The organism is Pseudomonas sp. Ps21-P2 (assembly GCF_039672565.1).
Lineage (GTDB): Bacteria > Pseudomonadota > Gammaproteobacteria > Pseudomonadales > Pseudomonadaceae > Aquipseudomonas.
Map to the genome: position 1 here is coordinate 1 of NZ_JBDFPL010000015.1, position 12138 is coordinate 12138.

Here is a 12138-nt window from a genome sequence, read left to right on the forward strand (position 1 = left end):
GGACACGTACAGTTCTTCCGCTTGTTAGGCCGGGCTTTCGCAGGCTTCTCGAAACCAACCGCCTCCAGCTTCCCTTCGCCGCCCTGGCGCCTGGCCTGATTAACAACCCCCGGCTTGATGTTGAAGGATTGCCCGTGCCCATTGCGCGCACGCCAATTGACGACCGCACCGTTCAAAGTAACCAGCAGCGCGGCGATGGAGTGTTGAGCTCCGGGATCCGCCAACCCTTTCATCTGCGTCCGAAGCTGAGGAGCCAAAACACGCAACAAATCGGCCTGTCTAACCACCTTTTCTTTAACTGCTTCAGGCACGAGATGTTCGACGGCGCCATTCACCGCACCCTTGCCCGCCGCAACGCAAACCTCCGCAGCCGCCGCAAAAATATTCCCAATCGCCGCCTTAGGGTCGTAAGCCCAGAGATCCCCGGCGGCATGGACCAACTGCTCTGCTTCCAGCAAATCAGCCTTGGCGTTAAGGTCCGGCTTAACCAGCTTTTCAAGGCCAGCAGCGATCTCAATCAGCACGCCTTCCCCAAGCTTCCCCGCATCCTCGAGAATCCCGGGAAGCTTGGCCTGCGCCTGACTCACAAAATCATCGAGGGTCCCGACGATGGTTGCATTCAGGTGCCCGATCAGAACCTCGATCAGCGCATCCCCCAGCGCCATCTTCCCCGCCTGGCGCATCTCCTGACGCACCAGAAACAGCATCGGCCGCAGCGTCATTCGCGCTGCCGCCATGCCCGGCGGAATAGGCACCATCCCGATCAGGTTGATGCCCAAACTCACCCAATCGAGCGGGTCGCGTTTGTCACTGGTCGCCAGCCGAACGATGTCATTCAGTGCATCGACCAGCGCCATGATGTTGCCCACCACCGGCAGCCCGCCGGCTACGGTCTTGATCCGCTCAAGCGTGACAACCCCGCCGCTGATCTCCCGCAGCCAGGCATCGACATTGGCCGCACCAAGACCAACGTCTTCGACCTGGATCAGATCAAGCGGAACAACCGCCACTTGAGGTTCGCGTTTGTCGTCGCTGCCGGGTGTAATTGCGGGGCTTGCCAAGGATGCTCTCCGTGCTTAAAAAACCATCCGAAATGACGTGAATGCCAATCCGGGGGCCACGGAGATATCAAGGGCTGTGCCAGCTACAAATTAGCCCAACAAAAACAACAGCTTAAGAAATAAAACGATAGGTTTTAGCGAACGCTAAACCCGAAACCCCATAAAAAGTGCGCAAGAAGTTGCGCACCCCTGCGCAACTTCTTGCGCACTCGCCTACAGACCACAAACGACGCGACCTGCAGAGCACTAACCCCCCCAATTTTCGACAAACGAGTGCGCAACTTCTTGCGCGGTTGTTTCGCTGAGGCCTTTTCAGAAGCCATGAAAGGAGCGCAAACAAAAAAGGCGTTGCCCGCGAGGGCAACGCCTTTTCTTTTGATCAAAATCGATCAGAGCTGAGCGGGCTTCAACACAATCTTCGCAGGCTCGGTGCGCTCGATTTCACGCTGCATCTGCAATTCGAAATCGGGGTTGATCTTCGTGACACGCTTGGTCAGCAAGGTCGCCAGCCAAGGGTAGTCGTCGGTGCGCGGCACCTGCACAGTGACGTCGCAGTTGAAGGCTGTCACGTCTTCAGCGATGTCGCTCAGCTGACGTCGCAGCTGTTTCATGTCGCTGAGCTTCAGCTCGATGGTCGTGCTCTCGGCGCTCGGGTCGATTACTTTCGCCTTGCGCTTGGCTTCGGCAGCCCGCAGATCGGCTTCTGCCTTCTCCAGCTCGGCTTTACGGGCGTGGGCGATGGCACCGTTGACGCCGCTGGTCAGCGCCGGGGCTTTTGGCATCAAGGCACGGGCGCGGCTGAGCGCGGTTGCGGCAGCGTTCATGTCGCCCTTTTGCAGCACGATCTGGCTACGGCTCAGGTACGCCTCGGCCAATTGACGCTGGTACTGCTCGAGTCGGGGATCGTCCGGGGATTTGCTTTGCAGCGCGGCGAGTTGATCTTCGGCGGTCGCCAACTCGCTACTGGCGATATTCTGTTCCAGCTGCTGATAGGCATCGGGCGCAGCCACAGGCGCGGGCTGCTCGACGGGCTTGCTCTGGCAAGCGCTCAACAGAACGGAAAATGCAGCAAGCAGCAGATAACGGGATGCGAACGGCTTCATTCCTGCGATTCTCTATTTGCGCAAAAAACGAGCAAGTCTACACATAAGTGACTTGCCCCGAAAATAACTGATCACTATCGGTGGGCGCGCAAGGAGTCATTGCACATTGCCGCCATTGGATTATTGCGGAGTATGACTCTACCCGCCACCCAAGGTTCTACCGCTTGGGCAAAAGGAAGCTGAGCAGAAACAGCACCGCCGCCGAGACCACGATGGACGGGCCTGCCGGGGTGTCCTTGAACCAGGACAGTGCCAGACCTGCGCACACCGCAATGACGCCGATGATGCTTGCCCCCAGGGCCATTTGCTCCGGCGAGCGGGCGTGACGCTGTGCCGCAGCGGCGGGGATGATCAACAGCGAGGTAATCAGCAACACGCCGACGATCTTCATGGCCACCGCGATGACCACGGCAATCAGCAGCATCAAGGTCATGCGCAGGGTCGCCACCGGCAGACCTTCAACCGTCGCGAGTTCTTCATGCACGGTGATGGCCAGCAGCGGTCGCCACAGCGCACAGATCAACACCAGCACCAACGCGCTGCCCGCGAGAATCCACGCCAGATCGTTCGGGCTGATGGCGAGCAGGTCGCCGAACAGATAGCCCATCAGGTCAATGCGCACGTCACGCATAAAGCTCAACACCACCAGCCCGAGGGACAAGGTGCTTGGCGCCAGAATGCCCAGCAGCGTGTCGGAGGCCAGCGGTTGACGCTGCTGCAGGGTCACCAGCAACACTGCCAGCAACAGGCAGCCCACGGTGACGGCGATCGTCGGACTGATATCCAGCAGAAAGCCCAGCGCCACGCCGAGCAGCGCGGCATGGGACAGCGTGTCGCCGAAATAAGCCATGCGCCGCCACACCACGAAAGACCCCAAAGGGCCTGCCACTACCGCTAACGCGAGGCCTGCGAGCAAGGCGTAAAGAAGAAAATCAGCCATGCTTGCAGCTGTCCCCGTGGTCGTGAGTGTGGGTATGAACGTGATCGTGGACTTGAGCGGGTTGGCAGACTTCGCCATGCAGGTCGTGCGCATGATCGTGATGGTGGTGATAGATCGCCAGGCTCGGCGCGTTCAGGCCGAACAGCTCAACGAAAGCCGGATCGTTACTGACCTGCTCGGGGTGACCGGAGCAGCACACGTGGCGATTGAGGCAGACCACTTGATCGGTGGTGCTCATCACAAGGTGCAGGTCATGGGAAACCATCAGCACACCGCATTGATGCCGATTGCGCAGCTGAGTGATCAGCGCGTACAGCTCGGCCTGTCCGGCGACATCCACGCCCTGCACCGGCTCGTCGAGCACCAGCAGCTCCGGTTTGCGCAATAGCGCTCGTGCCAGCAGCACGCGCTGCATCTCGCCACCGGAGATCCCTTGCAGCGGGCTGTCGATGACTTTCTCGGCGCCGACCTCGACCAGCGCTGCCCGAGCGGTATCGCGATCAACGCCGGGCACCAGCCGCAGGAAACGCAGGACCGACAACGGCAGCGTGGCATCAATGTGCAGCTTTTGCGGCATGTAACCGACGCGCAGTTTCGGCCTGCGCCAGATCTCCCCCGAGTCAGCCTTGAGCAGCCCGAGAACAGCGCGCACCAGCGTGGTTTTGCCTGCGCCGTTGGGACCGATCAGGGTGACGATTTCGCCCGAGCTGACGCTGAGCTGGATGTTTTCCAGCACGCTCTGGCCGGCGCGGGTCACGCTGACGTCCTTCAGGCGGATCAGTGCATCGCTCATCAGGCGGCCTTGCACCCGGCACACACGCCAACGACTTCGACGGTCTGGGCTTCAACGTCAAAGCCCACCTCGTTGGCAGCGTCAACGATGGCAGCGCTGATGGTGGCGTGCTGCAACTCGATGGCGGCGTGACACTCGCGACAGATCAGGAACTGGCCCTGATGCGCGTGGGTGGGGTGGTTGCAACCGGCGAAGGCGTTCAGCGACGCGATGCGGTGAACCAGACCGTTTTCCAGCAGGAAGTCCAGCGCGCGGTACACCGTAGGCGGCGCGGCGCGGCGGCCGTCTTCTTCGCTGAGCACGGCGAGGATGTCGTAGGCGCCCAGCGGCTTGTGGCTCTGCCAGACCAGCTCCAGCACGCGACGACGCAGGGCCGTCAGGCGCAGGCCTTTGCCCGCGCATAGCGTGTCGGCTTCAGTGAGCGCACTGTGCACGCAGTGGGAGTGATCGTGGGGGCGACTGGCCAGGGGGGTTTTAGACATGAGCGGCGACGGCCTTTGAGAGAGACGTTATTATGTTACCCGTTCCTGCCCCCATGAGTGGTTATCGTGTCCCGACTTTTTTTACTTTTTGTCGTATTTATTACCGGTTTTTCAACCATCACTGCTGCTGAAGCAAACGTCCGCGTCCTGACCAGCATCAAGCCGCTGCAACTGATCGCCGCGGCTGTGCAGGACGGAGTCGCGGTGCCGGAAGTCCTGCTTCCGCCGGGCGCTTCCCCTCATAACTATGCGCTGCGGCCGTCCGACGTACGGCGCGTTCAGGAAGCCGATCTGCTCTACTGGATTGGCCCGGACATGGAGACGTTCCTGCCTCGCGTGTTGTCCGGGCGCAGTAAAGCCTCGGTCCCGGTCGAGTCGTTGCCCGGCATGCACCTGCGTCATTTCACCGCCAGCGCCGAGCATCACGACGATGACGAAGACGAGCATGACCACGATCATCGCCCGGGCAGCGTCGATGCGCATTTGTGGCTGTCGTCAGTCAATGCGCGGGTAATTGCGGCGAAGATGGCCGCCGACTTGAGCCAGGCCGATCCGGCCAATGCGGCGCGTTACGAGAGCAACGTCAAAGCCTTCAGCGCACGCCTTGACGCGCTGGACGCCAAAATCAAACAGCGGGTCGTCGGTATTTCGGACAAGCAGTATTTCGTGTTCCACGAGGCGTTTGATTATTTCGAAGAAGCGTATGGGTTGAAGCATGCGGGCGTCTTTGCCGTCAGCAGCGAGGTTCAGCCGGGTGCTCAGCACGTCGCCGCCATGCGGGCGCGGTTGACCGAATTCGGCAAGACCTGCGTGTTCAGCGAGCCGCCTCTTCGCCCGCGTCTGGCCGACACGTTGAGTGCGGGTCTGCCGGTCAAACTGGCCGAGCTGGACGGATTGGGCGGCTATACACCCGCCACCGCCCAGGGTTATGAGCAATTGCTGAGCAAACTGGCGGATGATCTGGCGGGGTGTCTGGAAGGTTTGTAAGTGCTGGGCCGACGCCTTCGTGAGCAAGCTCACTCCTACAGTTGAACGCGGTCCTGTGGGAGTGAGCTTGCTCACGAAGCTTTTATGAGGTCTACAACGCAAACGGCAACGGGATATGGGTTTCCTGCCGCTGTTCCAGGCGTTTGCGGAATTCGTCCGGATCATGGATCAGCACGTCCTGGCCGGCAAAAGTTTCGGCGGCAATGAGGCGTGACAGCCAGAAACGCACGCAACCCACACGAAGCATCGTCGACCACAGCTCGGCTTCGGCGGCTGTAAACGGCCTCAGCGCGGCATACGCACCCAGAAACGCCCGGGCGCGCGGCGCATCGATAGTGCCGTTCTCAAACGAGCACCAGTCATTCACGGCAATCGCCACGTCGTACAGCATCGGCCCGGAACAGGCATTGTAGAAATCGATCACGCCCGTCAGGTGGGTGCCTTCGAACAGCGTGTTGTCGCGGAACAGGTCGGCGTGCAGATTGGCCCGCGGCAGCGCCATGATGGCCGCCTTGCGATGCTGAATTTCCTCGACGGCTTTGGTCAGCAGCGCGCCCTGCGCCTCGTCCAGGTGAGAGATGAAATTACCGCCCTCCTCTAGCATCCAGTCCAGACCACGGTCGGTTTTACGCTCGATAGTCGCGCTGCGTGTGGCCATGTGCATGTGCGCCATGAACTCGCCAATTTGCACGCAGTGCTGGGTGTTGGGTTCGGCCGGGTGCTTGCCGGACAGACGCGGTTGCAGCAGCGCCGGTTTGCCTTTCAGCTCGCGCAGGGCATGGCCGTCGGTGGTGCGCAGTGCGTAGGGCACGGGCAGGTTGGCATCGTGGAGGACGTCCAGCAGCTCGATGAAAAACGGCATTTCCTGAACCGGGCCGCGCTCGACCAGGGTCAGCACGAATTCGCCCTGCTCCAGGCTGATGAAGAAATTAGTGTTTTCACTTCCAGCGGCAATGCCCTGAAAATCACGCAGGGCGCCAAGCCCGTACGGGGCGAGAAAAGCTTCCAGCTCGGGCCGAGCCAGGGGAGTAAAAACGGACATAGAAGACTGCCAGCAAGAGAGTGAATGTAGGGCGTTACCAGCTGAATAGTACCCATTGGGGTATCAGCATGTCCGGTTGATCCGAACGTATGAATTGACCACTTGTGCCGTCGGCGCGCACCAGATAATAAGGCTTGCCGTGTTTGGGCGTGATCTTCACGGCGTACACGAATCCGTTCGCACGATACTCCTTGATGAAGCCGTCGCTGTCCTGACGGATGGTCACATCAGGCTCTGCCGATGGCGCTTCGTCATCCGCCGCGACCGCTAGCCACGAACAGGCCAGCAACCCGCCGAGCAGTAACAGGCGATTCAGCGCGCGCATGATAACCTTGTGCCTTTGTCGTCAACGGTCCGCGCATTCTAGCGCCGACCCCGCCGAAAAGGTTGATCTTGCACATGAGTCTTGCGCCCCTCGTCCTGGTGGACGGTTCTTCTTATCTTTACCGCGCGTTCCACGCGCTGCCGCCGCTCATGACCTCCAAAGGCCTGCCCACCGGTGCGGTCAAGGGCGTGCTGAACATGCTCAAAAGTCTTCGCAGGCAATATCCTGAAAGCCCGTTTGCCGTGGTGTTCGACGCCAAGGGCGGGACGTTTCGCGACGCGCTCTACGGCGAATACAAAGCCAACCGCCCCAGCATGCCGGACGACATGCGCGTGCAGATCGACTTCCTGCACAACTGCGTGCGAGGCCTCGGTTACCCGCTGTTGTGCGTCGAAGGCGTGGAGGCCGATGACGTGATCGGCACATTGGCGCGCAGCAGCGCTGCCGCCGATCGTCCGGTGGTGATCTCCACCGGTGACAAGGACATGGCGCAGCTGGTCGACGGCCACATCACGCTGGTCAACACCATGACCGGCAGCGTGCTGGACGTGGCCGGCGTGAAAGAGAAGTTCGGCGTCGGCCCGGAACACATCATCGATTACCTGGCGCTGATGGGCGACAAGGTCGACAACATCCCCGGCGTGCCCGGTGTCGGTGAGAAAACCGCAGCAGGCCTGCTGGTGGGCATCAACGGCGGCCTGAAAGAGCTTTACGCGAACCTCGACAAAGTGGCAGCGCTGCCGCTTCGCGGCGCCAAATCCCTGCCGGCCAAGCTCGAGGAACACAAGGAGATGGCCTTCCTGTCCTACGAGCTGGCGACCATCAAGATCGACGTGCCGCTGGACATCGAGCTCGACGCTCTGCACTGCGGCGAGCCTGATCGTGAAGCGCTGATGGCGCTGTATACCGAGCTGGAATTCAAAAGCTGGATCACTGATCTGCAGCGTGATGCCCGCCAGGAAGGCGCGGAAGTCGTCCCCGCTGCCGAGCCGGCGCCGATCATCGAAGCCACGTACGAGCTCATTCTTGAGCAAACCCAATTCGACGACTGGCTGAAGAAGCTCAACGCCGCGCAGTTGTTTGCCTTCGTGGTGCAGAGCAACGGCACCGACGCCCAGCGCGCGCAGATCGTCGGTCTGTCGTTTGCGATCAAGACCCACGAAGCCTGCTACATCCCACTGACCCATTCCTATATGGGGGTGCAGCAGCAACTGGATCGCGACGCGGTGCTGAAAGCGGTCAAGCCCATCCTGGAGGACGCGAGCAAAATCAAGGTCGGCCAGCACGCCAAGTTTGCGATCAACCTGCTGGCAAACTGCGCCATTGACGGCGACCAGAGCCAGGGCATCAACGTGCAGGGCGTCAAGTTCGACACGATGCTCGAATCCTACGTGCTCGACTCCACCGCGACGCGCCACGACCGTGACAGCCTGGTCGCCAAGTACCTGGATCACACGCCGGTCAATTTCCAGGACATCGCGGGCAAGGGTGCGAAACAGCTGAGTTTCGATCAGATCGCGCTGGAGCAGGCCGGCACCTATGCGGCTGAAGAGGCTGACCTGACGCTGCGCCTGCACGAGGTGCTGCAGGACAGGCTGGCCAAGACGCCGAGTCTGGCGCCGGTGCTGAACGACATCGAAATGCCGCTCATGCCCGTGTTGGCGCGCATCGAGCGTCAAGGCGCGCTGGTCGATGCCAATCTGCTGGGCAATCAGAGCGTCGAGCTGGGCAACAAAATGACCGAGCTTGAGCGCGAAGCGTTCGCCATCGCCGGTGAGGAATTCAATCTCGGCTCGCCCAAGCAGCTCGGGGTGATTCTCTATGAAAAGCTCGGCATGCCGATCATCAGCAAGACCGCCACCGGCCAGCCGTCCACCGCTGAAGCGGTGCTCGCTGAACTGGCCGAGCAGGAATATCCGCTGCCGAAAGTGCTGATGCAGTACCGCTCGATGAGCAAACTGAAGAGCACGTACACCGATCGCCTGCCTGAGCAGATCAACCCGCGCACCGGGCGAATTCACACCTCCTACCATCAGGCGGTGGCGGTGACCGGACGTTTGTCCTCCAGCGACCCGAACCTGCAGAACATCCCCATCCGGACCGCCGAGGGTCGTCGCATTCGTCAGGCGTTTGTCGCCCCCCAAGGCTACAAGCTGCTGGCGGCGGACTACTCGCAGATCGAGCTGCGGATCATGGCGCATCTGGCCAAGGACGAAGGCTTGCTGCACGCCTTCCGCAACGATCTGGACGTACACCGCGCGACGGCGGGCGAGGTGTTCGGTGTCGAACTGCCGGACGTGACCAACGACATGCGCCGCAGCGCCAAAGCGATTAACTTCGGTCTGATCTACGGCATGAGCGCGTTCGGGCTGGCCAAGCAGATTGGTGTTGATCGCAAGCAATCCCAGGCGTACGTGGATCGCTACTTCGCGCGCTATCCCGGCGTGCTGGATTACATGGAGCGCACCCGTGCGCAGGCGGCGGAACAAGGGTATGTCGAGACCATCTTCGGTCGTCGCCTGTACCTGCCGGACATCAACGCGAAGAATCAGGCGCTGCGCAAAGGTGCCGAACGCATGGCGATCAACGCGCCGATGCAAGGCACGGCGGCGGACATCATCAAGCGGGCGATGGTCGCGGTGAACGGCTGGCTGGAAGACTCAGGTCTGGATGCTCGCGTCATCCTGCAGGTTCACGATGAACTGGTGCTGGAGGTGCATGAGGATCTGGTCGAGCAGATCAGCAAGGACATCCGCGTGCACATGAGCGGCGCCGCCGAGCTGGACGTTCCGCTGTTGGTTGAAGTGGGTGTGGGGAACAACTGGGACGAGGCGCATTGATACTGGTTTGCCGTTCCGATTCTGCAGGGAGTCGGAACCGCGCCATCATTAAATTTCCGCCGGTTTTGAACTTCGGCGGACAAAACCCGGTCTGAGTTTGCGAATGGCTGACGTAGCCATTCATGCTCCTATGTTGTGTTAAGTGTTGGCAGATATCCGGACCCCTTCCGAGAGGTCTGGACTTGGACCCCGAACTTCCCCTCCCCACATGAAGTCCGGGGTTTTTTTTGCCTGCGATTCAGGCCGCCGGTGCCTTGTCTTCCAGTTCCATCCAGTCCGCCAGCACGGTGTAAGCCTCTTCCAGGCCCATGCGCTTGGGTGCCGAGAACAGCTGGATGGTGATTGCGTCACCCCAACCGCGATGGATTTCCGACTGGACTTTGAGCAGCGTGTTTTTCGCCGCGCCGAAGGTCAGCTTGTCGGCTTTGGTCAGCAGAATATGCATCGGCATACCACTGGCGATGGCCCAGTCGAGCATCAAAAGGTCGAAGTCGGTCATCGGGTGGCGGATGTCCATCATCAGGATCAGCCCCTTCAGACTTTCACGGCCGCCCAGATAGGCTTCGAGGTGGCGCTGCCAGTGCAGCTTCAGCGGAATCGGCACTTTCGCGTAACCATAGCCAGGCAAGTCGACCAGACGGCGGTCGTCGTCCAGGCTGAAGAAGTTCAGCAGCTGGGTGCGGCCAGGGGTTTTCGACGTGCGCGCCAGGCTGGCGTGAGTCAGGGTGTTCAGCGCGCTGGATTTACCGGCGTTGGAGCGGCCGGCGAACGCGACTTCAAAGCCTTCGTCATCCGGGCATTGGTCGACTTTGGCAGCGCTGAGCATGAACTTGGCTTGTTGGCACAGGCCGAGAATAGGGTTCTTGAGTTGCATGGGATATCCGGTGAGGGCGTTGCGACGTGCGCGGCAACGGCGTGTCTTTTTCCGTTCAATGGGCGCGAGTATATAATGCCGCGGATTTTCATGTGTGCCTTGTCCTGCCCCCGCAAGGGTGTTGACGACGCGAGAACGCGCCTGGCATGTGCACCGCAACGTCCTAAAACAGGCCGCTTCCTCTCAAGACAGCCCATCATGAGGGCCGCACTTTCAGCCGCATCGGATCAACCCATGAACGCATTTCTGTCGAGCCTGCTGTTGACCCTGAGCCTGAATGGCGTCGTGCAGGCCGCTGACTCGCCCGTGGGCGATCCGCTCGCCGGCCAAGGGAAAACAGCAGTCTGCGGCGCCTGCCATGGGCCCGACGGTAACAGCCTGGTGCCAATCTTTCCGAAGCTCGCCGGCCAGGGTGAGCGTTATCTGCTCAAGCAGCTGCACGACATCAAGGACGGCAAGCGGGTCGTGCTGGAAATGACTGGACAACTTAATCCGCTCACGGATCAGGACCTGGCCGACATCGCCGCTTACTACGCCGGCCAGAAAGGCAGTGTCGGCACTGCCGATCCCGATCTCGCCGCCCGAGGTGAAGCGCTGTTTCGCGGCGGCAAGCTCGATGAGGGCATGCCGGCCTGCATCGGCTGCCATTCTCCACACGGCGCGGGCATTGCAACGGCAGGCTTTCCGCACGTGAGCGGGCAGCACGCCGATTACATCAAGAAACAGCTCACGGCGTTCCGCGAAGGTGACCGCACCAACGACGGCGACACGCGGGTCATGCGCACCATCGCCGCGAAGCTGAGCGACGAGGATATCGACGCGCTCGCGGCTTACATTCAAGGGCTGCATTGAGCGTCGAGGCAGCGATCCTCACGGACACGGCTGGTGAAACAAATTGCCGACAGACCTGCCCGGACGGGCCAAAAAGGGTAGCGAACGGCTGCCCTTTTTTGTGGCTGCAGGCGTTACACTTGCGAACTCATATCACCTCGGCCGGTCGAACTGCGGCCACCGAAGTGACCTTCCATGCCCAGGAGTTAAGCATGCGTAATCTGATTCTCAGCGCCGCTCTGATTTTCACCAGCCTGTTCGGTCTGACCGCTCAAGCAGCAGAGCCCATCGAAGCCGGCAAGCAATACGTCGAGCTGAAAAGCGCTGTTCCTGTTTCCGAGCCGGGCAAGATCGAAGTCGTCGAAATGTTCTGGTACGGCTGCCCGCACTGCTACGCCTTCGAGCCGGTCATCAACCCATGGGTCGAAAAACTTCCCGCTGACGTCCACTTCATCCGCGTTCCCGCAATGTTCGGCGGCCCTTGGGACGCTCACGGCCAGCTATTCATTACCCTCGACACCATGGGCGTGGAGAAGAAAGTCCACACCGCCGTCTTCGACGCGATTCAGAAAGGCGGCAAGCGTCTGACTGACCCGAACGACATGGCCGAGTTCGTCGCCACCCAGGGCGTCGACAAGACCAAGTTCCTTGAAACCTTCAACTCGTTCGCTGTGAAGGGCAAGATCGCTCAATACAAGGAACTGGCCAAGAAGTATGAAATCACTGGCGTTCCTACCATGATCGTCAACGGCAAGTACCGCTTTGACCTCGGCACTGCCGGTGGTCCTGAGCAAGCGCTGCAGGTGGCCGATCAGTTGATCGCCAAAGAGCGCGCGACGCTGACCGCCAAGTAAGCGCTG

The 12138-nt window shown here is 60.7% G+C and carries 11 protein-coding genes and 1 pseudogene; 4 read left to right on the forward strand and 8 right to left on the reverse strand.

Annotated elements, in window-relative coordinates:
* The 5 genes and pseudogenes from ABEH28_RS26070 to ABEH28_RS26090 all read right to left on the reverse strand — a co-directional run.
* A pseudogene (locus ABEH28_RS26070) lies at positions 1-1061 on the reverse strand (RHS repeat protein); the annotation flags it as partial.
* A gap of 389 nt (positions 1062-1450) precedes the next feature.
* Positions 1451-2164 (reverse strand): PA5502 family lipoprotein, encoded by a 714-nt coding sequence (locus ABEH28_RS26075; RefSeq protein WP_282365480.1) that lies wholly within the window; start codon positions 2162-2164, stop codon positions 1451-1453.
* Between the two features lie 157 nt (positions 2165-2321).
* Positions 2322-3104 carry a zinc ABC transporter permease subunit ZnuB gene (gene znuB / locus ABEH28_RS26080; RefSeq protein ID WP_346631472.1) on the reverse strand — a complete coding sequence of 261 codons (783 nt, stop codon included), beginning with the start codon at positions 3102-3104 and terminating at the stop codon, positions 2322-2324.
* Entirely contained in the window at positions 3097-3897 is an 801-nt protein-coding gene (znuC, locus tag ABEH28_RS26085; protein WP_346631473.1) for a zinc ABC transporter ATP-binding protein ZnuC, read from the reverse strand. Before znuC ends, znuB begins: the two co-directional genes overlap by 8 nt.
* Positions 3897-4379, reverse strand: coding sequence for a Fur family transcriptional regulator (locus tag ABEH28_RS26090; RefSeq protein WP_122534313.1), 483 nt, complete (start codon positions 4377-4379; stop codon positions 3897-3899). Before ABEH28_RS26090 ends, znuC begins: the two co-directional genes overlap by 1 nt.
* Before the next feature lie 57 nt (positions 4380-4436).
* Between ABEH28_RS26090 and znuA the strand changes: the two genes are divergently transcribed.
* On the forward strand, positions 4437-5366 hold the full coding sequence (znuA, locus tag ABEH28_RS26095) for a zinc ABC transporter substrate-binding protein ZnuA (protein ID WP_346631474.1): 930 nt from the start codon (positions 4437-4439) through the stop codon (positions 5364-5366).
* Positions 5367-5457: 91 nt separating this feature from the next.
* Here znuA and ABEH28_RS26100 read toward each other — a convergent pair whose 3' ends face one another.
* Both ABEH28_RS26100 and ABEH28_RS26105 read right to left on the reverse strand, forming a co-directional pair.
* Positions 5458-6408 carry a homoserine kinase gene (locus tag ABEH28_RS26100; RefSeq protein ID WP_346631475.1) on the reverse strand — a complete coding sequence of 317 codons (951 nt, stop codon included), beginning with the start codon at positions 6406-6408 and terminating at the stop codon, positions 5458-5460.
* A 34-nt stretch (positions 6409-6442) separates the two neighbouring features.
* Positions 6443-6733 carry a DUF2782 domain-containing protein gene (locus ABEH28_RS26105; protein ID WP_346628445.1) on the reverse strand — a complete coding sequence of 97 codons (291 nt, stop codon included), beginning with the start codon at positions 6731-6733 and terminating at the stop codon, positions 6443-6445.
* 74 nt (positions 6734-6807) lie between these two features.
* Between ABEH28_RS26105 and polA the strand changes: the two genes are divergently transcribed.
* Positions 6808-9573, forward strand: a complete 2766-nt coding sequence (gene polA / locus ABEH28_RS26110; protein WP_282365484.1) for a DNA polymerase I — start codon at positions 6808-6810, stop codon at positions 9571-9573.
* A 238-nt stretch (positions 9574-9811) separates the two neighbouring features.
* Here polA and yihA read toward each other — a convergent pair whose 3' ends face one another.
* A complete protein-coding gene (yihA, locus tag ABEH28_RS26115) occupies positions 9812-10447 on the reverse strand; it encodes a ribosome biogenesis GTP-binding protein YihA/YsxC (RefSeq protein ID WP_065987940.1) in 636 nt (211 codons plus the stop codon).
* A gap of 234 nt (positions 10448-10681) precedes the next feature.
* On the opposite strand from yihA, the gene ABEH28_RS26120 reads away from it, so the two are divergent.
* Together ABEH28_RS26120 and ABEH28_RS26125 are read left to right on the forward strand one after the other, a co-directional pair.
* Positions 10682-11299: a c-type cytochrome gene (locus ABEH28_RS26120; RefSeq protein ID WP_346631476.1), complete on the forward strand. Its 618-nt coding sequence runs from the start codon at positions 10682-10684 to the stop codon at positions 11297-11299.
* A gap of 191 nt (positions 11300-11490) precedes the next feature.
* Entirely contained in the window at positions 11491-12132 is a 642-nt protein-coding gene (locus ABEH28_RS26125; RefSeq protein WP_108121293.1) for a thiol:disulfide interchange protein DsbA/DsbL, read from the forward strand.
* Positions 12133-12138: the final 6 nt, after the last annotated feature.